Genomic DNA, 21,962 nt, shown 5'->3' with positions numbered 1-21,962 from the left:
CTGCTCCCACCGATACAGGTGACTGTGGGGGCATGCGCTGGCCGCGATGAAGGGCGCCACCTATATGGGCACTATCATACCCCAGCTTGTCCCTCAGCCAGGAAGAACCAGGTTTCCAGCACCGAATCCGGGTTCAGGGACACGCTCTCGATGCCCTGCTCCATCAGCCATCGGGCCAGATCCGGATGGTCGGAAGGCCCCTGCCCACAGATGCCGATGTATTTGCCGGCCTTGTTGCAGGCTTGAATGGCATTGGACAGCAGTTTTTTCACCGCAGGATTTCGTTCATCGAACAGGTGCGCAATGATCCCCGAATCCCGGTCCAGGCCCAAGGTCAGCTGGGTCAGGTCGTTGGAGCCGATGGAGAAGCCGTCGAAAAACTCGAGAAACTCCTCGGCCAGGATGGCATTGGACGGCAATTCGCACATCATGATGACCCGCAAGCCGTTCTCGCCCCGCGCCAGACCGTTGGCGGCCAGCAGGTCGACCACCTGCGAGGCTTCGCCCAGGGTGCGCACGAAGGGCACCATGATTTCGACATTGGTCAGGCCCATCTCGTTGCGCACGCGCTTGAGGGCGCGGCATTCGAGCTCGAAGCAGTCACGGAACGACTCGCTGATATAGCGCGAGGCGCCGCGAAAACCCAGCATCGGGTTTTCCTCTTCCGGCTCGTACAGCTTGCCGCCAATCAGGTTGGCGTACTCGTTGGACTTGAAGTCCGACAGCCGCACGATGACTTTCTTCGGCGTAAAGGCGGCGGCCAAGGTGCTGATGCCCTCCACCAGTTTGTCCACGTAGAACCCCACCGGGTCGTCATAACCGGCGATACGCTTGTCGACACTGTCCTTGATCTCGGGAGGCAGGCTGGCGTAGTTGAGCAGCGCTTTGGGGTGTACGCCAATCATGCGGTTGATGATGAACTCCAGTCGCGCCAGGCCGACGCCTTCGTTGGGCAACTGAGCAAAATCGAAGGCACGGTCCGGGTTGCCGACATTCATCATGATCTTGAACGGCAGGTCGGGCATGCCATCCACCGAGTTCTGCTTGATGTCGAAGCCCAGCTCGCCTTCAAAGATGTAACCGGTGTCACCCTCGGCGCAGGACACCGTCACCCCTTGGCCGTCCACCAGCAGTTGCGTAGCGTTGCCGCAACCAACCACGGCCGGGATGCCCAGTTCGCGAGCGATGATTGCCGCGTGGCAGGTGCGCCCGCCGCGGTTGGTGACAATGGCGCTGGCGCGCTTCATCACCGGTTCCCAGTCCGGGTCGGTCATGTCCGAGACCAGCACGTCGCCAGGCCGCACCTTGTCCATCTCCGACACGTCGTGAATGATCCGCACCTTGCCGGCACCGATGCGCTGGCCAATGGCTCGACCTTCCACCAGCACCCTGCCCTTCTCCTTGAGCAGATAGCGCTCCATGACGTTGGCGTTGCTGCGGCTCTTGACGGTTTCCGGGCGGGCCTGGACGATGTAAAGCTTGCCGTCATCGCCGTCCTTGGCCCACTCGATGTCCATGGGCGCCTTGTAATGCTTTTCGATGATCAGCGCTTGTCTGGCCAGCTCGCTGACCTCGGCGTCGCTCAGGCAGAAACGCGCGCGCTCGGCGGCATCGACCTCGACAGTTTTGACCGAGCGACCGGCCCTGGCCTCGTCGCCGTAGATCATCTTGATCGCCTTGCTGCCCAGGTTGCGACGCAGGATGGCTGGCCGCCCGGCCTCCAGGGTGCCCTTGTGCACGTAGAATTCGTCCGGGTTGACTGCGCCCTGTACCACGGTTTCCCCCAGGCCGTAGGCACCGGTGATGAACACCACGTCACGAAAGCCGGACTCGGTATCGAGGGTGAACATCACCCCGGCGGTACCGGTTTCAGAGCGCACCATACGCTGCACGCCGGCCGACAGCGCCACCAGCTTGTGATCGAAACCCTGGTGGACCCGGTAGGAAATGGCCCGATCGTTGAACAGCGAAGCAAACACTTCCTTCGCCGCACGGATGACGTTCTCGACGCCCCGAATGTTGAGGAAGGTTTCCTGCTGACCCGCGAAGGAGGCATCCGGCAAGTCTTCGGCGGTCGCCGAGGAGCGCACCGCCACGGCGATGTCCGGGTTGCCCTGGGACAAGGCGGCAAAGTGGGTGCGAATTTCGCTGTTGAGGCGTTCAGGGAACTCGGCCTCCATGACCCATTGGCGAATCTGCGCGCCGGTCCGGGCCAGGGCGTTGACGTCATCGACGTCCAGCGCATCCAGCGCGGCATGGATCTGCTCGTTGAGACCGCTCTGCTCGAGAAAGTCGCGGTAGGCCTGGGCCGTGGTGGCAAAACCACCCGGCACCGAAACACCGGCCCCGGCCAGATTACTGATCATCTCGCCCAAGGAGGCGTTCTTGCCCCCCACATGTTCCACATCATGGACGCCGAGCGTGTCGAGGGAAACTACGTACTCTGCCAAGGTGATCTCTCCGCTGACTGTTATTGGAATAGCTGAAGACGCTGAATCGGGTGAGAATACGGGCATCCAGACCCGTGGAGCGGGCCTATCATATCCAACATTCGTGGCTCGCTTAAGGCCAGGGGCGCAAATGAAACGATCCGCCTTCTTCATTTCCGACGGCACGGGTATCACCGCCGAAACCCTTGGACAAAGCCTGCTGGCACAGTTCGAAAACATTACTTTCAACAAGTTCACGAGGCCCTACATCGACACCGTCGACAAGGCCCGCACCATGGTTCAGCAGATCAACCTGGCGGCCGAACGCGACAGCGTCAGACCGATCATCTTCGACACTATCGTCAACCAGGACATCCGCGAGATCCTGGCCACGTCCAATGGCTTCATGATCGATATTTTCTCGACCTTTCTGTCGCCGCTGGAAATGGAGCTTAGCGCGCACTCGTCGTACTCGGTGGGCAAATCTCACTCGATTGCCCATAACGCCAATTACATGGAGCGCATCGAGGCAGTGAACTTTGCCCTCGACAACGACGACGGCGCTCGTACTCACTATTACGACAAGGCCGACCTGATCCTGGTGGGCGTTTCGCGCTGCGGCAAGACACCGACCTGCCTGTACATGGCCATGCAATTCGGCATCCGTGCAGCCAACTACCCTTTGACCGAAGACGACATGGAGCGCTTGCAACTGCCGGCGGCACTGCGCGCGCATCAGCAGAAACTGTTCGGCCTGACCATCGACCCGGACCGTTTGACCGCGATCCGTCATGAGCGCAAGCCCAACAGCCGGTACTCGAGCTACAGCCAGTGCGAATTCGAGGTCCGTGAGGTGGAAGGACTGTTTCGCCGCGAGAACATCCCCCATATCAATTCCACACATTTTTCGGTGGAAGAGATTTCCGCCAAGATTTTGGTGGAGAAAGGCGTGGAACGGCGGTTCAAGTAGGACCGAGCCTGCTCGGGAAACAGGCACCGCGAGGCGCCTGCAACACCGCAGCATTTGATTCCCGAGCAAGCTCGGGCCTGCAGGTAGCGGGTGATTACACCGAACCGGGCACCCTGACCCACCCCTCCATCAACACCCGCGCACTACGGCTCATCACCGCCTTGACCACCTTCCACTCACCGCCCTGCTCCACCGCCTCGGCGCCAACCCGCAAGGTCCCGGACGGGTGGCCGAAGCGCACCGAACCGCGCTTGCCGCCACCGGCCGCGAGGTTGACCAGGGTGCCGGGAATGGCCGCCGCCGTGCCAATGGCCACCGCAGCAGTACCCATCATCGCGTGGTGCAACTTGCCCATGGACATGGCCCGCACCAGCACATCGATGTCCTCGGCGACCACGGGTTTGCCGCTGGATGACAGATAAGCGGCCGGCGGTGCAACGATGGCCACTTTGGGCGTGTGCTGGCGGGTGGCAGCCTGTTCCAGCTGTTCGATCAGGCCCATGCGCAGCGCGCCGTGGGCACGGATCAGCTCGAAACGGCGCAGGGCTTCGGGGTCGCTGTTGATCGCGCCCTGCAGTTCCGTGCCGCTGTAGCCCAGGTCAGCGGCCTTGAGAAAGATGGTCGGGATCCCGGCGTTGATCATCGTGACGTCGAAAATCCCCACCCCTGGCACGTCCAGCGCATCCACCAGGTGCCCGGTGGGAAACATCGAGCCACCCGCGCCGTCTTCGTCCGCCGCGGGATCGAGAAACTCCAACTGCACCTCGGCGGCCGGGAACGTCACGCCGTCCAGCTCGAACTCACCCGTCTCCTGCACCTCACCGTCAGTCATGGGCACATGGGCAATGATGGTCTTGCCGATGTTGGCCTGCCAGATGCGCACCACGGCCACTCCGTTTCGCGGCACCCGTGCCGGGTCCAGCAACCCGCTACTGATAGCGAATGGACCCACCGCCGCCGAGAGATTGCCGCAGTTGCCGCTCCAATCGACGAAGGGCTTGTCGATGGACACCTGGCCGAACAGGTAGTCGACGTCATACCCGGGACGGCTGCTTTTGGACAGGATCACCGTCTTGCTGGTGCTGGAGGTGGCGCCCCCCATGCCATCGATCTGTTTTTCATAGGGATCGGGGCTGCCGATGACGCGCAACAGCAAGCCGTCGCGGGCCGGGCCGGGCTGGCGCGCCGCCTCGGGCAGGTCATCGAGGCGAAAGAACACCCCCTTGCTGGTGCCGCCGCGCAGGTAGGTGGCCGGGATACGGATCTGTGGTGCATGACTCATGGTGTTTCACCTCAGGCGCTGGCCGATTCGAGAAAGTCCTGGGCAAAGCGTTGGAGCACCCCGCCTGCCTCGTAGATCGACAGTTCTTCGCCGGTGTCCAGCCGGCAGGTCACCGGGACCTCCAGGCGTTCGCCGTTGCGGCGGTGGATCACCAGGGTCAATGTCGCCCGTGCCACGCGCTCGCCGATCACGTCGAAAATCTCGCTGCCGTCGATGGCCAGGGTCTTGCGATTGGTGCCCGGCAGGAACTCCAGCGGCAACACCCCCATGCCCACCAGATTGGTCCGGTGGATCCGCTCGAAGCCTTCGGCGACGATGGCTTCGACACCGGCCAGGCGCACGCCCTTGGCCGCCCAATCGCGGGAGGAACCTTGGCCGTAGTCGGCACCGGCGATGATGATCAGCGGCTGCTTGCGCTCCATGTAAGTCTCGATGGCTTCCCACATGCGCATGACCTGCCCTTCCGGTTCGACCCGGGCCAGAGAACCCTGGATGACCTTGCCCTCCTGCACCACCATCTCGTTGAACAACTTGGGGTTGGCGAAGGTGGCCCGCTGTGCGGTCAGGTGGTCGCCCCGGTGGGTGGCATAGGAGTTGAAGTCCTCCTCAGGCAGGCCCATCTTCGCCAGGTACTCGCCGGCGGCGCTGTCGCGCATGATTGCATTGGAGGGCGACAGGTGGTCTGTGGTGATGTTGTCCGGCAGCACAGCCAGCGGGCGCATGCCCTTGAGCGGCCGCGCGCCGGCCAAGGCACCCTCCCAATAGGGTGGACGGCGGATGTAAGTGCTGCGCAGGCGCCATTCATAGAGGGGTTCGACTTTCGGCCCGGTGTCTTCGTGCACCGCGAACATCGGGATGTACACCTGGCGAAACTGCTCGGGCTTGACCGAGGACTTGACCACTGCATCGACCTCTTCGTCGCTGGGCCAGAGGTCCTTGAGGCGGATCTCGTTGCCCTGGCTGTCCAGCCCCAGCACGTCCTTCTCGATGTCGAAGCGAATGGTCCCGGCGATAGCATAGGCCACCACCAGCGGCGGCGAGGCAAGAAAAGCTTGCTTGGCGTAAGGATGGATGCGTCCGTCGAAGTTGCGATTACCCGACAGCACGGCAGTGGCATAGAGGTCGCGGTCGATGATTTCCTGCTGAATTGCCGGGTCCAGCGCACCGGACATGCCGTTGCAGGTGGTGCAGGCAAAGGCGACGATGCCGAAACCCAACTGCTCCAACTCACCGGTCAGGCCGGCCTCGTCCAGGTACAGGGCGACCGTCTTCGAGCCGGGCGCCAAGGACGATTTTACCCAGGGCTTGCGCGTCAGCCCCAGGCGATTGGCATTGCGTGCCAGCAGGCCAGCGGCGATGACGTTGCGCGGGTTGCTGGTGTTGGTGCAGCTGGTGATGGCCGCGATAATCACCGCGCCATCAGGCATCTGCCCCGCCACCTCGTCCCAGTGACCGGCAATGCCTTTGGCGGCGAGGTCCGCAGTGGCCAGCCGTGCATGGGGGTTGCTGGGCCCGGCCATGTTGCGCACCACCGAGGACAGATCGAAATGCAGCTCGCGCTCATACTCCACCTCGACCAGGTCATCGGCCCACAATCCGGTCAGCCGCGCGTAAGCTTCCACCAGTTGCACTTGCTGGTCTTCGCGACCGGTCAGCCTGAGGTAGTCGATGGTCTGTGCGTCGATGGCGAACATGGCAGCGGTGGCGCCGTACTCGGGTGCCATGTTGGCAATGGTGGCGCGATCGCCCAGGGTCAGGCGCGCGGCACCTTCGCCCTGGAATTCCAGCCAGGCGCCGACGACTTTCTGCTGGCGCAGGAACTGGGTCAGCGCCAGCACCATGTCGGTGGCGGTGATGCCTGGCTGCAGTCGACCACTGAGCTGGACACCGATGATGTCAGGCAGGCGCATCCACGACGCCCGGCCCAGCATCACGCTTTCGGCCTCCAGGCCGCCGACGCCGATGGCGATCACCCCAAGGGCATCGATGTGGGGGGTATGGCTGTCGGTGCCCACGCAGGTGTCAGGAAACGCCACACCCTCGCGCACCTGGATCACCGGCGACATTTTTTCCAGGTTGATCTGATGCATGATCCCGTTGCCGGGCGGAATTACATCGACATTCTTGAAAGCCTTTTTCGTCCAGTTGATGAAATGGAAACGGTCTTCGTTGCGGCGATCCTCGATAGCGCGGTTTTTCTCGAACGCCTGAGGGTCGAAGCCAGCACTTTCCACGGCCAGGGAGTGGTCGACGATCAACTGGGTCGGCACCACCGGATTGACTTGGGCCGGGTCGCCGCCTTGCAGGGCAATGGCATCACGCAGGCCTGCGAGATCCACCAGCGCGGTCTGGCCAAGGATGTCGTGGCACACCACCCGGGCCGGATACCAGGGGAAGTCGAGGTCACGCTTGCGCTGGATCAGCTGCAGCAGGCAGGCGTCGAGGCTGGCCGGGGCGCAGCGGCGAACGAGGTTTTCCGCCAGCACGCGGGAGGTGTAGGGCAATGTGGCGTAAGCGCCCGCTTCGAGGGTATCGACGGCGGCGCGGGCATCGAAATAATCCAGCGGTGTGCCCGGCAGGTTCTTGCGGTATTGACTGTTCATGGAAGGCTCGACTCGATCACGGGGGGTCGCATGAAGGCCGGGCGCACCCCGGCCTTCGTTCAGCGGCGCTCGTTTATGGGCACGAACTGGCGCTGTTCCACGCCGACGTACTCGGCACTGGGACGAATAATGCGGTTGTTGGCACGCTGCTCGAAGACATGAGCGGCCCAGCCCGTGACCCGCGAGCAGACAAATATCGGCGTGAACAGCGGTGTCGGAACGCCCATGAAGTGATAAGCCGAGGCGTGATAGAAGTCGGCGTTGGGGAACAGTTTCTTCTGCTCCCACATGGTCTTGTCGATGGCCTCGGACACAGGGTACAGCACGGTGTCGCCCACTTCATCGGCCAACTGCCTGGCCCAGCCCTTGATCACTTCGTTGCGCGGGTCGCTGTCCTTGTAGATGGCATGGCCAAACCCCATGATCTTGTCCTTGCGCGCCAGCATCGCCAGGGTGCCCTGCGCAGCCTCTTCAGCCGAGGCAAACCTCTCTATCATCGCCATGGCTGCCTCGTTGGCGCCGCCATGCAGCGGGCCGCGCAACGAGCCGATGGCCGCGGTGACGCAGGAATGCAGATCCGAGAGGGTCGAGGCGCAGACCCGTGCGGTAAAGGTCGAGGCGTTGAACTCGTGCTCGGCATAGAGGATCAGCGACACGTCCATGACCTTGCGGTGCAGTTCACTGGGCGTCTTGCCGTGGAGCAGGTGGAGAAAGTGGCCACCCAGGGAGGGCTCGGTGCTGGTGCATTCGATGCGCACGCCGTCATGGGCGAAGCGGTACCAGTAGCACATGATCGCCGGGAAAGCAGCCAGGAGCCGGTCGGTGGCATCGAGCTGCCTGGAAAAATCGGCTTCCGGCTCCAGATTGCCGAGAAACGATGCCCCGGTGCGCATCACATCCATGGGGTGCGCTGTGGCCGGAATCCGCTCCAGCACTTCCTTGAGAGGCTGGGGCAGGTCACGCAGCCCGGTGAGGCGCGCGAGATAGGCATCAAGCTGGGCCTGAGTTGGCAGTTCGCCATAAAGCAGCAGGAAGGCCACTTCCTCGAACCGGGCCTGGGCGGCCAGTTCGCGTACGTCATAGCCTCGATACGTCAGCCCGGCACCGGCCTGGCCCACGGTGGACAATGCGGTCTGCCCGGCGACCTGGCCGCGCAGGCCGGCACCGCTGAGTACTTTTGCTTCGGCCATGGTTTTTCTCCATTTGAATTTATTATTGGGTTTCAGCTGTGGCGGGCCCCAGGTTCACCCGCGCTTCTGGGCAAACAATGCATCCAGTTTCTGCTCGAACGCGTGGTAATCGATCGCCTCGTACAATTCCATGCGAGTCTGCATGGTGTCGATGACATTTTGTTGCGTGCCGTCGCGGCGGATCGCGGTGTAGACATTCTCCGCTGCCTTGTTCATCGCCCGGAAAGCCGACAGCGGATACAGCACCAGCGCCACTTCGGCGCTGCGCAGCTGGTCGACGGTGTAAAGCGGCGTGGCGCCGAACTCGGTGATGTTGGCCAGAACCGGCGCCTTGACCCGCTGGGTGAACCGTGTGTACATCTCGAGTTCGGTGATCGCTTCAGGGAAAATCATGTCGGCACCTGCCTCGATGCAAGCGGCCGCGCGCTCCAGGGCCGATTCCAGGCCCTCGACCGCCAGCGCATCGGTGCGGGCCATGATCACGAAGTGCTCATCGGTGCGGGCATCCACCGCCGCCTTGATGCGATCGACCATTTCCTGCTGGGAGACGATTTCCTTGTTCGGCCGGTGCCCACAACGCTTGGCGCCGACCTGGTCTTCAATGTGCATGGCCGCCGCACCTGCCTTGATCATCGAGCGCACGGTACGGGCCACGTTAAAGGCCGACGAGCCGAAGCCGGTGTCGACATCCACCAGCAACGGCAGGTCGCAGACGTCGGTAATGCGCCGCACATCGGTCAGCACATCATCCAGCCCCGAGATGCCCAGGTCAGGCAAGCCCAGCGAGCCCGCCGCCACACCGCCGCCAGAAAGGTAGATGGCCTTGAAGCCTGCACGCTGGGCCAGCAGGGCATGGTTGGCGTTGATCGCGCCGACCACCTGCAAGGGCTGCTCGCTGGCCACTGCCTCGCGAAAACGCTGACCTGGGCTGCTTTTCGAACTCATGACTCACCTCGTTCATTGTTGTGGGGGTGCGAAGCGTCCGCCATGTGACGCTCGACGTTGCGCCGCGAGGCGCCGATGTGGCGGCGCATCAGCAGCTCCGCCAGTTCGCCGTCGCGGTCGGCGATGGCGTCAAGAATGCGATGGTGCTCGGCAAAGGCCTGGCGCGGGCGATTGGGCGTGGCCGAGAACTGGATGCGGTACATACGCACCCGTTGGTAGAGCTCGCCGCAGAGCATCTGGGTCAGGGTGCCGTTGCCGCTGCCCTGGATGATCCGGTAGTGAAAATCGTAGTCACCTTCCTGCTGGTAATAGCCCAGACCGGCCTGAAAGGCGGCGTCCTGTTCGTGGGTGTCGAGGACCCCGCGCAGCTCGTCGATCTGCTCCACGGTCATGCGTTGCGCAGCGAGGCGACAGGCCATGCCTTCCAGGGACTCGCGAATTTCATACAGCTCGATCAGCTCGGCGTGACTCAGGGAGACCACCCGAGCGCCGACATGGGGCACCCGCACCAGCAGGCGCTGGCCTTCGAGCCGGTGGATGGCCTCGCGCAACGGACCGCGGCTGATGCCGTAGACCCGGGCCAGCTCCGGTTCGGAAATCTTGCTGCCAGGGGCGATTTCACCTTTGACGATGGCAGCCTGAATTCGACGGAAGACGTTTTCCGAAAGTGTTTCAGAATCCTCTGAAAACACCAGCTTTGGTTCGGCTGCATCTAGCATATTGTCGACACATGGTAATTATATTTGCCTTCAAAATAGCCATAAAGTCCAGTTTCGTCAAAGTGATCTGGATAACTGTCGACAATATGCAAGATTGCCACCTATCACGTCCGGGACGCTCACTGGCCCCGCAGGAACCCCATGGTAGAATGCGTGCCGCTCCAGTCACGGGCCTTGCAGCGATGCGGCAGGCCTTTACCGGGAAATCATGAACCTCAAGCCTTACCTGACAGCACTGTGCCTGTGTGTCCTGCCGGGACTGTGCCTGGCGGCCGACAAGACCGTTTACGGCCTCTCGGAGCATGTGCGGGTCAGCGACCTCGACCTGCCCGTGGAAGCCAAGCTCGACACGGGTGCCAGCACGGCATCGCTCAGCGCCCGCGACATCACCCGCTTCAGACGCCACGGGCAATCCTGGGTGCGTTTCCGCCTGGCCATCGACCAGGCCCACCAACAGTCCATCGAACGGCCACTGTTGCGGATCAGCCATATCAAGCGTCGGGCGGGGGACACCACAGGTACCGAGGGCAAGGCCGCCACCCCACGTCCGGTGGTGGCGTTGAGAGTCTGCATTGGCCGGGTGTCGCGCGTCATCGAGGTCAACCTCACCGACCGCAGTGCCTTCCAATATCCCTTGCTGATCGGCGCCCAGGCGCTGAAGGATTTTTCTGCCGTGGTCGACCCCAGCCTGGCATTCACCGCCGGCCAGCCTGCCTGCGCCCCCGTCGAACCCGAGTGATCCCATGCGCGCCCTGACCCTGCATCTGAAACTCCTGATCCTGATTCTGGTGACCTTGGGCGCGGGCATCACCGGCTATCAGATCTACGGGCTCGGCATTCCCGTGAGCGAGAACGAAACCGACGACCTGTGGAACATCGATGCCAAGGTCGAGTTTTTGGCCAACGCCAATGAATCGGTCAAGGTGCAGATGTTCGTGCCGCCCCTGGGCCAAGGCTACGTCAGCGTCAATGAAAGCTTCATCTCCAACAACTACGGGGTCAACGTCAATCGGGTGGACGCCAACCGCCGGGTCACCTGGTCCGCGCGACGGGCCAGCGGCCAGCAGACGCTCTACTACCGGCTGGTGCTGACACGGCGCTACAGCGCTGCCAAGGTCGCCGACAAAGGCCCGGTCTACCGGGACAGCCTGATCGTGCAGGGCCCGGAAAAGGTCGCCGCTGAAGCCTTGATCGCACCTATCCGCCAGCACTCGGCCGACGTGGAGACCTTCATCAGCGAAACCATCAAGCGGGTGAACAATCCCGACGACCACAACGTCAGGCTGCTGCTGGGCGGCGACCCCTCGCCGGCCAGCAAGGCGCGGGTGGTTGACCTGCTGCTTTCCATCGCCCATGTACCGATAGAGAATGTGCACACCCTGCGCCTGGTCGCTGACCAGCCGCAGCAACCGGAGCTATGGCTGCGCAGTTACAATGGCCGCAACTGGCTGTATTTCGACCCGCAGAGCGGCGCTCAAGGCCTGCCCGGTGACCGCCTGCTGTGGTGGATTGGCGATGAAAACCTGATCAGTGTCGACGGCGGGCGCAAGGCGGCGGTGACCTTCAGCCTGGACAACAGCGAAATGAACGCCCTGCGCCTGGCGCGCCTGAGCGACGAAACCTCCGACTCGGGTTTTCTGGCCTACTCGCTCTACACCTTGCCGCTGCAGACCCAGCAAACCTTCATGATCATGGTGATGATCCCCATCGGCGTGCTGGTCATCCTGGTCCTGCGCAACCTGGTGGGGCTGCAGACTCTGGGCACATTCACCCCGGTGCTGATCGCCCTGGCCTTTCGCGAAACCCGACTGGGCTTCGGCATTGCCTTGTTCGTCGTCATCACCGGCCTTGGCCTGTCGCTGCGCTCCTACCTCGAACACCTCAAGTTGCAAATGCTGCCGCGGCTGTCGGTGGTGCTGACCTTCGTCGTGGTGCTGATCGCGGTCATCAGCCTGTTCAGCCACAAGCTGGGCCTGGAACGCGGTCTTTCGGTGGCCCTGTTCCCGATGGTGATCCTGACCATGACCATCGAACGCCTGTCGGTCACCTGGGAGGAGCGCGGCGCCGGCCAGGCCTTGCAGGTCGCCGCAGGGACCCTGTTCGCCGCCACCCTCGCCCACCTGTTGATGGCGGTGCAGCCGCTGGTGTACTTCGTCTTCACCTTCCCGGCGGTATTGCTGATCCTGGTGGGCTTCATGCTGGCCATGGGGCGCTATCGGGGCTATCGCCTGAGCGAACTGATACGGTTTCGCGCCGCGCTCAAGGAAGGGCTGTAATGTTTGCCCTGATCAAGACCTGGAAAGCCTTGCAGGCCCGAGGCATCATGGGCATCAACCGGCGCAACGCCGACTATGTGCTCAAGTACAACAAGCGCAGCCTCTACCCCATCGTCGACGACAAGATCATCACCAAGGCACGGGCTCTGGCGGCCGGCATCCAGGTGCCGGAACAGTACGGCATCATCGCCACCGAAAAAGGCATCGGCCGGTTCGACGAAATAATCGATGGCCGCACGGACTTCGTCATCAAGCCCGCCCAGGGCGCGGGTGGCGACGGCATCCTGGTGGTGGCCGACCGCTTTGAAGGCGGCCGCTTTCGCACGGTATCGGGGCGCATCATCAGCCGCGCGTACCTGGACTATCAGCTGTCCAATACCCTCACTGGCCTCTACTCGCTGGGCGGCCATCGCGATCGCGCCTTGATCGAATACCGGGTCAGGCCAGATCCGGTGTTTCTGCCCATCAGTCACGAAGGCGTACCGGACATCCGCATCATCGTCCTGCTGGGGTATCCGGTCATGGCCATGCTGCGCCTGCCTACCCGTCAGTCCCAAGGCAAGGCCAACCTGCATCAGGGCGCCATTGGCGTCGGTGTCGACCTCGCCAGCGGCGTGACCTTGCGCGGCAGCTGGATGAACAGCAAGATCAGTCGCCACCCGGATACCGCCCAGCCTGTCGATGGCGTGCAATTGCCGCACTGGGACCGCTTCATGGAGTTGGCCGCGCGCTCGTTCGATCTGTGCGGGCTGGGTTATATTGGCGTGGACCTGGTGCTGGACGAGACTCGCGGGCCGCTGATGCTGGAGCTCAACGCCCGCCCTGGCCTGAATATTCAGCTGGCCAACGACCGTGGCCTTACTCATCGCACTCAGGCAGTGGAAGACCATGTGGCTACTTTGGCCGGCAGCGGGGTCAGCGAAACCCCGCCCGAGCGTGTGCGCTTTTCTCAACATCTTTTCAGGCAGGCTCCGGCCGCCTGACTCTGCCCCAAGACGATCACGCCATGACCCCCTCACCCGTCTGCACCTTGTACCCCCTGCCTTATGCAGCCGACCCGGCCGCCTACTTTGCCGCCATTCGCAGCGCCCCCGGGGCCGTGCTGCTCGACAGCGCCCGGCCGCTGGCCGAGCGCGGACGCTTCGATCTGCTCAGCGCCTGGCCATTGCGCGAACTGCAGGCCGCTGAGGGCGAGCAGGGTGAGGCCTTCCTGCAGCGCCTGCGCGACAGCCTCGCCTGGCTGGGTTCGGCCGTATTGCCCGAGGGCAATGAGCTGCCGTTTGCCGGAGGCCTGATCGGCTACCTGAGCTACGATTTTGGCCGACGCCTGGAGCGCCTGCCCGCAGGCGCCGGCGACGACCTGGGCTGGCCGGACGCTCGGCTGGGCCTGTACGCCTGGGCGCTGATCAGCGATCATCAGACACAGACCACTCAACTGATGTTCCATCCCCATTTGGAGGAGGCCGAGCAGACACGGCTGATCGAGCTGTTCAGCAGGCCGACGGCCGCCGAGCCAGGCCTCTTCAAACTGTCACGTCCCATGGCCAGCGACCTGACACCCGCCCGGTACCAGGCGGCCTTTCAGCGTGTGCAGCATTACATTGCCGCCGGCGATTGCTATCAGGTCAACCTGACCCAGCGCTTTCGCGCGCCCTGCACGGGCGACCCGTGGACCGCCTACCAGGCGCTGCGCCGGGCCTGCTCGACGCCCTTTTCCGCGTATCAGCAGTGGGCCGATGGCAGCGCGCTGCTGAGCCTGTCGCCCGAGCGTTTTGTGCGGGTGCACGATGGGATTGTCGAGACACGGCCCATCAAGGGCACGCGCGAACGGGGTGCGACCCCGGCCGAAGACGCGGCCAATGCCGAGCAACTGCTGGCCAGCCCCAAGGATCGCGCAGAAAACCTGATGATCGTCGACCTGCTGCGCAATGACCTGGGCCGCAGCTGCCGGGTCGGCTCGGTGCGCGTGCCGGAGTTGTTCGCCCTGGAAAGTTACCCCAATGTGCACCATCTGGTCAGCAGCATCACCGGCGAACTGGCCCCCGGCAAGGATTGCCTCGACCTGCTCGGCGGCAGCTTTCCCGGTGGCTCGATCACCGGCGCACCGAAGATTCGCGCCATGCAGATCATCGATGAAGTGGAGCCCAGCCGCCGAGCACTGTATTGCGGCTCGGTACTGTACCTGGACGTGCGCGGGCAGATGGATAGCTCCATCGCCATCCGCAGTCTGCTGATCAAGGATGGCCAGATCAATTGCTGGGGCGGCGGCGGGATTGTTGCCGATTCCCGGTGGGAAGCGGAATATGAAGAGTCGATCTTCAAGGTGCGGATTCTGCTGGATACGCTGGCAGGGCTGTGATGCAAGGTCGGGGTTTTTGATACCATCGCCGACCTAGAGCGCCAAGCGCCATTTTTCGACCAGGAAGCCGCCTGATGAGCCAAACCCTAGACGTCGCTGCCCTCGCCGCGACTTACGCCAACAAATCCCCCCAGGACATTCTGAAACTGGCCTTCGAGCATTTCAGTGATGACCTGTGGATTTCCTTCAGCGGCGCCGAAGACGTGGTGCTGGTGGACATGGCCTGGAAGCTGAACAAGCAGGTCAAGGTGTTCAGCCTCGACACCGGCCGTCTGCACCCGGAAACCTACCGATTCATCGATCAAGTACGCGAGCAGTACCAGATTCCCATCGAGCTGCTCTCGCCGGAACGCGAGCCGCTGGAAGCACTGGTACGGGAAAAGGGTCTGTTCAGTTTTTACCGCGATGGCCACGGCGAGTGCTGCGGCGTGCGCAAGATTGCCCCGCTGCGACGCAAGCTCTCGGGTGTCAGCGCCTGGGCTACCGGCCAGCGCCGCGACCAGAGCCCGAGCACTCGCAGTGAAGTGGCCGCACTGGAAATCGACAGCGCCTTCTCGACGCCCGAGCGCCCGCTGTACAAGTTCAACCCCTTGGCCCAGATGAGCAGCAGCGAAGTATGGGCCTACATCCGCATGCTCGAGCTGCCGTTCAATCCGCTCCATGAGCGTGGCTTCATCAGCATCGGCTGCGAGCCCTGCACTCGCCCGGTATTGCCGAACCAGCACGAGCGCGAAGGGCGCTGGTGGTGGGAGGAAGCGACCCAAAAGGAATGCGGACTGCACGCCGGGAATATCATCAGCAAGGCTTGAGCTCGTGATGCAGGTTTGCTCGGAAACAGCGATCAATGCACCGGCAGTTCCACCCCATCGAACAACGCTTCCAGCTCCTGCTTGTTATGGCACTGGATGGCCTTGGCCATGACCTCGCGGGTCAGGTGGGGGGCGAATTTCTCGATGAAGTCGCACATGAAGCCGCGCAGGAAGGTGCCGCGACGGAAACCGATCTTGGTAATGCTCGACTCGAACAGATGATCCGCATCGATCACCACCAGGTCACTGTCCAGCTTCTCGTCCACGGCCATGCGCGCGACAATACCCACGCCCAGGCCCAGTCGCACGTAGGTCTTGATGACGTCGGCGTCGGCGGCGGTGAACACCACCTTGGGTTCCAGCCCACGACGGCTGAAGGCTTCGTCCAGCTTCGAACGGCCGGTGAAACCGAACACGTAGGTCACAATCGGGTATTCGGCAAGGGTTTCCAGCGTCAGCTTGGGCACCTTGGTCAACGGGTGGCCATGGGGCACCACCACGCAGCGGTTCCAGCGGTAGCACGGCATCATGATCAAGTCGCCGAACAACTCCAGCGCCTCGGTGGCGATGGCGAAATCCACGGTACCGTCAGCGGCCATTTCAGCGATCTGCATCGGCGAGCCCTGGTGCATGTGCAGGGCCACGTCCGGGTATTGCTTGATGAAATTGCTGATCACCGGCGGTAACGCATAACGCGCCTGGGTGTGGGTAGTGGCGATGGACAACGTGCCTTTTTTCTCGTTGGAAAATTCCTGCGCGATCTGCTTGATGCTTTCGACCTTGCGCAAAATCTCGCCGGCCGTGGTGATGATGCGTTCGCCCGCGGGGGTTACGCGAGTCAGGTGCTTGCCGCTGCGGGCGAACACTTCCACACCCAGTTCGTCTTCGAGCAGGCGAATCTGCTTGCTGATCCCCGGTTGCGATGTATACAGGCTCTGTGCGGTTGCCGACACGTTGAGGTCGTGGTGCGCCACTTCCCAGATGTAGCGCAGTTGTTGAAGCTTCATAGGGTTTCCTCAAGGCAGTGGACCGCACGGATAAAAGCGAGCAGCGATATAACTATATTAAAGGTGCCTTACGGAAATCTAGAACTTTTTATAAATATTGCCATCTCGACCCCGGGGTCAATTTTTCACGGCGCCCGGCTGCTGGGACAGAGGCACCATGTAGACCGGCACCGCTGCCAGTTGGAGCACGCGAACCGCCGTACGCCCTAGTGGCACATCTTTGCCGCCGACGTGGCTGTGGCTGCCGAGCACCATCAGGTCGACCCCAAGGGTTTCGGCCTGCTCCAGAATGACCTGCCACGGATCACCCTGGCGCACCCGCAAGGCGCTGATCAAGGCGAGATCGGGATTTCCCGAGCCAAGGTCCTGGCGCAAAGTGTCGAAGACGCGATTTTCGATGGTGGCCATGACTGTATTGAGGCCTTGCTCATGCAAGGCGTCGAGGGTGGCCTGGTCCAGATAGCTTTCCAGCACTGACTGGGCCAACTGGCCCATGGGTTCGACCACATGCAGGACATACAGGTTGGCATTGAACGTGCGTGCCATGGACAGCGCGTGTTGCAACACCAATGGGGCATACAGACCGAGGTCCGTGGCATACAACATCGAACGGATCATGAGATCTCCTCGACTGCCAGAACGGCAGAGCTTGCATCAGCTTAGCAGCGCCCCAACACCGTTGCCGCCCGCCTGGCGCGTTACTGTTTCAGCTCGTTGCTGATGCCGTGGGGTACGTGCCCCGTCGCGACAAATTCCATGGCCAGCTCGCAATGCCCCGCCTGGTCGTCGAAAAAGACGTCGGCGGCAAAGGCTTCGAGAAACGCCGACTTGCGCAAGCCACCGAGAAACAACGACTCGTCCAGGCGAATATCCCACTCGCGCAGGGTGCGAATCACCCGCTCATGGGCCGGAGCCGAGCGGGCAGTAACCAAGGCGGTACGAATTGGGCACTGGCCCTCGGCAAACTCGCGCTGCAGCACATTCAAGGCCGCCAGAAACGGCTTGAACGGCCCGCCGGGCAACGGCAACCGCGCCGCCTCGCGCTCATTGGCCTGGAAGGCTGCCAACCCGCCGGCCTGATAGACCCGCTCCGACTCATCGGAAAACAGCACGGCGTCGCCGTCGAAAGCAATGCGCAGTTCATTGCTGGCTTCGCGCCGGGCTCCCCCGGAGAGAATGGTCGCCGCAGCAAACCCGGCCTCCAGCGCGTTACGCACGTCCTCGGCATGGGTGGACAGAAATAAATGGCAACCAAACGCTGCCAGATACGGATAAGGGCTGCGCCCGCCAACAAAGGCCGCACGTGAAATCGCCAGGCCATGGTGCTCGATGGAGTTGAACACCCGCAGGCCGGTGTCGGCGCTGTTACGGGAAATCAGCACCACCTCGACCCGCTCCTGCCCCAGCGCGGCATTCAGGCCCAGCAGCTTCTGCACCAGCAAAAAGGCATCGCCCGGTTCAAGGATTTCGTCTTCATGTTCAATCTGGTATTGGCGATAGGCTTCAACGCCGTCCTTCAGATACACCTGATGGCTTTCGCCCAGATCGAACAAGGCCCGCGATGAAATCGCGACCACCAGTTTCTCCTTCATGCCCCACACTCCTTCGTAAACTCGCCTTGCACCGTAACCGTAACATCAGGTCGCAGCAACCGGACGCGTTGCGGTTGTCCCGCGCGGGTGTTCGCGCTAAGGTTCCGCTCCCCGCTGCGTTGAACCAGGCCTGCATTGCCGAGCAAGTCTCGCTGGCGGGCGACAGCCGTGACCCGACCCCGCAACAAGACGAGACCAAGATGGCCGATCTACCGCTGAACGTACCGATCAACGACCTGAACGTCGCCTCCAACGAGACGCTCATCACACCTGACCAGTTGAAGCAGGATATCCCCCTGACCGACGCAGCGCTGCAGACGGTGGCCAAGGGGCGGGAAGTGGTGCGCAACATTCTCGACGGCACCGATCCCCGCCTGTTCGTGGTGATCGGCCCGTGCTCGATCCACGACATCAAGGCCGCACACGAATATGCCCAACGCCTGAAGGCATTGGCCGCCGAGGTCAGCGATACCTTGTATCTGGTGATGCGTGTGTACTTCGAAAAACCGCGCACCACCGTGGGCTGGAAGGGGCTGATCAACGACCCATACCTGGATGACTCGTTCAAGATCCAGGACGGCCTGCACATCGGTCGGCAGCTGCTGCTGGATCTGGCCGAAATGGGCCTGCCCACCGCCACCGAGGCCCTGGACCCGATCTCCCCGCAATACCTGCAGGACCTGATCAGCTGGTCGGCCATCGGCGCGCGCACCACCGAGTCCCAGACCCACCGGGAGATGGCTTCCGGGCTGTCGTCCGCCGTCGGCTTCAAGAACGGTACCGACGGCGGCCTGACCGTGGCAATCAACGCCTTGCAATCGGTGTCCAGCCCTCACCGTTTCCTGGGCATCAACCAGGAAGGTGGCGTCTCGATCGTCACCACCAAGGGCAATGCCTATGGTCATGTGGTATTGCGCGGCGGCAATGGCAAGCCCAACTATGACTCGGTCAGCGTGGCCCTCTGCGAACAGGCGCTGGCCAAGGCCGGGGTCAAGGCCAACGTGATGGTCGATTGCAGCCACGCCAACTCCAACAAGGACCCTGCCCTGCAACCTCTGGTCATGGAGAACGTCGCCAACCAGATCGTCGAAGGCAACCAGTCGATCATCGGGCTCATGGTCGAGAGCCACCTGAACTGGGGTGCCCAGGCCATCCCGAAAAATCTCGACGAGTTGCAATACGGGGTGTCAGTGACCGATGCCTGTATCGACTGGGCAACCACCGAGAAAACCTTGCGCGGCATGCACGCCAAACTCAAGGATGTACTGCCCAGACGCAAGCGCGGGTAATGGACGTGGGCAGGTGCCGCCATGCGGCGCCTGTCAACGGGAACGGTGTGGCAGTGTGCAGCGATTTACAGCTTCGCGCTGTGCCGCTGATGACGCTCCATGTAACGTTCGACATAGGAGCAGGAAGGAATAACGCTGTAGCCCATTTCTTCGGCGTATTGCAGCGCCTCTTCGGTCAATGCGGCCGCTATACCCCGACCGCGCAGAGCGTTAGGCACGAAAGTACGGTAGATATCCAGTGTCTGCTTACCCAGGTCCATGTAAGTCAGGTAGGCACGGTGGCCGTCGATATTGATTTCAAACTGATGACCGGCCTGGTCATGGTGGATGGACAACGCCTCGCTCATCACTACTCCTCGCGGGTCTTGGAATTTGACCCTTACCTTACCGATCTTTGTTCGGCGAAGGAACCTCTACGCCTCCTCGTGCCGTTTGGACACCGAGAGGAGCGCTGGCGTTCTCCAAAATGAGCACCCAACCATAGTAGGACCTCGCCTTGACCTGCTCAAGTCATCAAACGGAAAAACAACCCTGGCAACCTGAACAGACACCCCATCGGCCTTCGTGGCGATCGGTCGACTTGAGAAGGCAGACAGACCTTCGAAGTCACCACTTGTTCCCGAGAAGCCTTGCAGTTGGCGGCTTGCAGTGGATTTTCCAGTTCTTGCGCTCAGTCCGTTTACTTACTACAAGTAATGGGTACTATGTACGCCGGCTATCGTCTCACTCACGAGAGATGGTCATTAAAATTGAAAGTCCTTGAGGGGATCACGATGAACAACGCTCTGAAATTTTCTGCTCTGGCGCTGGCCGCCATCCTGGCCACCGGTTGCAGCAGCAACTCGAAAGAAAGCGACGCTCGCCTGACCGCTACCGAAGACGCCTCGGCTCGTGCCCAGGCCCGTGCTGACGAAGCCTACCGCAAAGCCGACGAAGCACTGGCTGCCGCTCAAAAAGCCCAGCAGACTGCCGACGAAGCCAACGAGCGCGCCCTGCGCATGCTCGACAAGGCAAGCCGCAAGTAAGCGTTCTTCGCAACTGTTACGCACAAAAAAGCCGACCCCATGGGGTCGGCTTTTTTGTGGGCGAGCCTTATTCCACTTTCTTGCGAATCCAGTACAGGAAGGTGCCGGCCTCTTCAGCCTTGCCCACCAGCTCATGATCGAGAAAAACACAGAATTTCGGGATGTCCCGCTGGGTCGACGGGTCGGTGGCAATCACCTTCAGCAGGCCACCGGGCACCAGGTCGCGGATGTGCTGGTGCAGCATCATCACCGGCTCCGGGCAGTTGAGTCCGGTGGCGTCGAGCACGCCGTCGACCGGCGTGGCTTGGTTGATTTCGCTCATGTTCACTCCAGGCGTATTCAGCGTTTTTTCAGGTCAAGGCGGCGCAAGTGGCAGGTCACCTCTTCGCGGTCGTGATACAGCTGCTTGCAGCCGATCGCCACCTTCACGCCCCGCACTTTGAACCCGTCTTCGATGCGCTCCAGCAAGCGCTGCACTTCGGCGTACCGCTGTTTCATCGGCAGTTTCAAGTTGACCACGGCCTCGCGGCACAAGCCCTCCCCCAGCCAGGTCTCGAGCAACGCCGCGTTGCGGGCCGGCTTTTCGACAATGTCGCAGACCATCCAGTCCACCGGTTGTTTGGGCTTGTAGGTAAAACCGTCGGCCATCAAGTGCTCGACCAACCCGGTCTCCATCAGGCTCTCGGCCATGGGCCCGTTGTCGATGGCGGTGACCAGCATGCCACGGCGGACCAGTTGATAGGTCCAGCCACCCGGGGCGGCGCCCAGGTCAACCCCGGTCATGTCGCCCGACAGGCGCTCGTCCCACTGGTCCCGGGGAATGAAGTGGTGCCAGGCCTCTTCCAGCTTCAGGGTCGAACGACTGGGCGCCTCGCGGGGAAACTTCAGGCGCGGGATACCCATGGGCCACATGGCCGAGTTGTCACTGTCCGCCAGCCCGAGAAACACCTCACGGCCGCTCCTGAAGGTCAGCAACAGGCGTGGCAGTGCCGGGTTGTCCTGCAAGCGACCGGCCTTTTCCAGGGCCTTGCGCAGCGGCGCTTCGAACTTCTTGCAGAAGTTGGACAGTTCCTTGCCATCGTTGGTGTCCATCACCTCCAGCCAGAGGCTGCCGAACACTGGGTAATCCGCCAGGTGCTCCAGCAACACGCTGATGCGATCAGTCTCGGGCAGGTCGATATGGCTGCCCCGCGCCCACTGCCGGGGGAAAATCAGCTGCTTGAAGCGCAACTCGCTCATCAACCGGGCCGGGCCCTGGGGCTCATGGCAGATGAACTCGGCACAGGCGCTGGCCGGCTTGGCCCGCGCGTAACCCGCGACGCCCAAGCGCGCCGCATGATCGGCGATTTCGGAGCAGACCTCGCCCTCGAAACCCGGTCGGCAGTGCATAAACAACGTATTCATCTAATGCTCACAGGCGTGTTGCCCAAATCGGCGCATGATAAAGGAAATCGGAACCCCAGACAT

20 protein-coding genes are annotated in these 21,962 nt (G+C 62.2%); 8 read left to right on the top strand and 12 right to left on the bottom strand.

Annotation, left to right across the window (positions count from 1 at the left end; all coding sequences use genetic code 11):
* Positions 1 to 74: 74 nt before the first annotated feature.
* A complete protein-coding gene (gene ppsA / locus HB675_RS08735; protein WP_213877733.1) occupies positions 75 to 2,450 on the bottom strand; it encodes a phosphoenolpyruvate synthase in 2,376 nt (791 codons plus the stop codon).
* A 130-nt stretch (positions 2,451 to 2,580) separates the two neighbouring features.
* Between ppsA and HB675_RS08730 the strand changes: the two genes are divergently transcribed.
* Positions 2,581 to 3,399 carry a pyruvate, water dikinase regulatory protein gene (locus HB675_RS08730; RefSeq protein WP_213877732.1) on the top strand — a complete coding sequence of 273 codons (819 nt, stop codon included), beginning with the start codon at positions 2,581 to 2,583 and terminating at the stop codon, positions 3,397 to 3,399.
* Positions 3,400 to 3,493: 94 nt separating this feature from the next.
* Here the strand turns inward: HB675_RS08730 and prpF are convergent, their stop codons facing one another.
* Genes prpF through HB675_RS08705 form a run of 5 tightly spaced genes read right to left on the bottom strand, consistent with a single transcriptional unit; the run spans position 3,494 to position 10,138 of the window.
* On the bottom strand, positions 3,494 to 4,681 hold the full coding sequence (gene prpF, locus HB675_RS08725; RefSeq protein WP_213877730.1) for a 2-methylaconitate cis-trans isomerase PrpF: 1,188 nt from the start codon (positions 4,679 to 4,681) through the stop codon (positions 3,494 to 3,496).
* 11 nt (positions 4,682 to 4,692) lie between these two features.
* The gene (gene acnD, locus HB675_RS08720; RefSeq protein ID WP_213877729.1) at positions 4,693 to 7,284 is read right to left on the bottom strand and encodes a Fe/S-dependent 2-methylisocitrate dehydratase AcnD; all 2,592 of its coding nucleotides are present in this window, start codon (positions 7,282 to 7,284) and stop codon (positions 4,693 to 4,695) included.
* Between the two features lie 59 nt (positions 7,285 to 7,343).
* Positions 7,344 to 8,474: a 2-methylcitrate synthase gene (gene prpC / locus HB675_RS08715; RefSeq protein ID WP_213877727.1), complete on the bottom strand. Its 1,131-nt coding sequence runs from the start codon at positions 8,472 to 8,474 to the stop codon at positions 7,344 to 7,346.
* A gap of 54 nt (positions 8,475 to 8,528) precedes the next feature.
* The gene (gene prpB, locus HB675_RS08710; RefSeq protein ID WP_213877725.1) at positions 8,529 to 9,419 is read right to left on the bottom strand and encodes a methylisocitrate lyase; all 891 of its coding nucleotides are present in this window, start codon (positions 9,417 to 9,419) and stop codon (positions 8,529 to 8,531) included.
* The gene (locus HB675_RS08705; RefSeq protein WP_213877723.1) at positions 9,416 to 10,138 is read right to left on the bottom strand and encodes a GntR family transcriptional regulator; all 723 of its coding nucleotides are present in this window, start codon (positions 10,136 to 10,138) and stop codon (positions 9,416 to 9,418) included. Before HB675_RS08705 ends, prpB begins: the two co-directional genes overlap by 4 nt.
* A gap of 208 nt (positions 10,139 to 10,346) precedes the next feature.
* Here HB675_RS08705 and HB675_RS08700 point away from each other — a divergent pair, with 208 nt between their 5' ends.
* The 5 genes from HB675_RS08700 to HB675_RS08680 all read left to right on the top strand — a co-directional run bounded on the left by HB675_RS08700 (position 10,347) and on the right by HB675_RS08680 (position 15,582).
* A complete protein-coding gene (locus HB675_RS08700) occupies positions 10,347 to 10,877 on the top strand; it encodes an ATP-dependent zinc protease (protein ID WP_213877722.1) in 531 nt (176 codons plus the stop codon).
* Positions 10,878 to 10,881: 4 nt separating this feature from the next.
* The gene (locus HB675_RS08695) at positions 10,882 to 12,414 is read left to right on the top strand and encodes an inactive transglutaminase family protein (protein WP_213877720.1); all 1,533 of its coding nucleotides are present in this window, start codon (positions 10,882 to 10,884) and stop codon (positions 12,412 to 12,414) included.
* Positions 12,414 to 13,397 (top strand): alpha-L-glutamate ligase-like protein, encoded by a 984-nt coding sequence (locus HB675_RS08690; RefSeq protein ID WP_213877718.1) that lies wholly within the window; start codon positions 12,414 to 12,416, stop codon positions 13,395 to 13,397. The genes HB675_RS08695 and HB675_RS08690 overlap by 1 nt, the downstream gene beginning before the upstream one ends.
* Before the next feature lie 23 nt (positions 13,398 to 13,420).
* Complete coding sequence (pabB, locus tag HB675_RS08685) at positions 13,421 to 14,773, top strand: aminodeoxychorismate synthase component I (RefSeq protein ID WP_213877716.1); 1,353 nt, start codon at positions 13,421 to 13,423, stop codon at positions 14,771 to 14,773.
* Positions 14,774 to 14,847: 74 nt separating this feature from the next.
* Complete coding sequence (locus tag HB675_RS08680) at positions 14,848 to 15,582, top strand: phosphoadenylyl-sulfate reductase (RefSeq protein ID WP_213877714.1); 735 nt, start codon at positions 14,848 to 14,850, stop codon at positions 15,580 to 15,582.
* Between the two features lie 32 nt (positions 15,583 to 15,614).
* Here HB675_RS08680 and cysB read toward each other — a convergent pair whose 3' ends face one another.
* From cysB to HB675_RS08665, 3 genes are all read right to left on the bottom strand, one after another.
* Positions 15,615 to 16,589 carry an HTH-type transcriptional regulator CysB gene (gene cysB / locus HB675_RS08675; protein WP_213877712.1) on the bottom strand — a complete coding sequence of 325 codons (975 nt, stop codon included), beginning with the start codon at positions 16,587 to 16,589 and terminating at the stop codon, positions 15,615 to 15,617.
* 117 nt (positions 16,590 to 16,706) lie between these two features.
* The gene (locus HB675_RS08670; RefSeq protein WP_213877704.1) at positions 16,707 to 17,207 is read right to left on the bottom strand and encodes a universal stress protein; all 501 of its coding nucleotides are present in this window, start codon (positions 17,205 to 17,207) and stop codon (positions 16,707 to 16,709) included.
* Between the two features lie 80 nt (positions 17,208 to 17,287).
* Positions 17,288 to 18,181, bottom strand: a complete 894-nt coding sequence (locus tag HB675_RS08665) for a 5'-nucleotidase (protein WP_213877701.1) — start codon at positions 18,179 to 18,181, stop codon at positions 17,288 to 17,290.
* 200 nt (positions 18,182 to 18,381) lie between these two features.
* Here HB675_RS08665 and HB675_RS08660 point away from each other — a divergent pair, with 200 nt between their 5' ends.
* Positions 18,382 to 19,470, top strand: coding sequence for a 3-deoxy-7-phosphoheptulonate synthase (locus tag HB675_RS08660; RefSeq protein ID WP_213877918.1), 1,089 nt, complete (start codon positions 18,382 to 18,384; stop codon positions 19,468 to 19,470).
* A 65-nt stretch (positions 19,471 to 19,535) separates the two neighbouring features.
* Here the strand turns inward: HB675_RS08660 and HB675_RS08655 are convergent, their stop codons facing one another.
* Positions 19,536 to 19,817 (bottom strand): GNAT family N-acetyltransferase, encoded by a 282-nt coding sequence (locus tag HB675_RS08655; RefSeq protein WP_213877700.1) that lies wholly within the window; start codon positions 19,815 to 19,817, stop codon positions 19,536 to 19,538.
* 426 nt (positions 19,818 to 20,243) lie between these two features.
* Here HB675_RS08655 and HB675_RS08650 point away from each other — a divergent pair, with 426 nt between their 5' ends.
* Positions 20,244 to 20,495: an Lpp/OprI family alanine-zipper lipoprotein gene (locus tag HB675_RS08650; RefSeq protein ID WP_213877698.1), complete on the top strand. Its 252-nt coding sequence runs from the start codon at positions 20,244 to 20,246 to the stop codon at positions 20,493 to 20,495.
* A gap of 67 nt (positions 20,496 to 20,562) precedes the next feature.
* Here HB675_RS08650 and tusA read toward each other — a convergent pair whose 3' ends face one another.
* Both tusA and rlmM read right to left on the bottom strand, forming a co-directional pair.
* A complete protein-coding gene (gene tusA, locus HB675_RS08645) occupies positions 20,563 to 20,817 on the bottom strand; it encodes a sulfurtransferase TusA (protein ID WP_213877696.1) in 255 nt (84 codons plus the stop codon).
* Positions 20,818 to 20,834: 17 nt separating this feature from the next.
* Positions 20,835 to 21,899 (bottom strand): 23S rRNA (cytidine(2498)-2'-O)-methyltransferase RlmM, encoded by a 1,065-nt coding sequence (rlmM, locus tag HB675_RS08640; protein ID WP_213877694.1) that lies wholly within the window; start codon positions 21,897 to 21,899, stop codon positions 20,835 to 20,837.
* Positions 21,900 to 21,962 lie beyond the last annotated feature (63 nt).

The organism is Pseudomonas sp. dw_358 (assembly GCF_018449655.1).
Classification (GTDB): Bacteria; Pseudomonadota; Gammaproteobacteria; order Pseudomonadales; family Pseudomonadaceae; genus Aquipseudomonas.
This window is presented reverse-complemented; position numbering and strand designations above follow the sequence as displayed.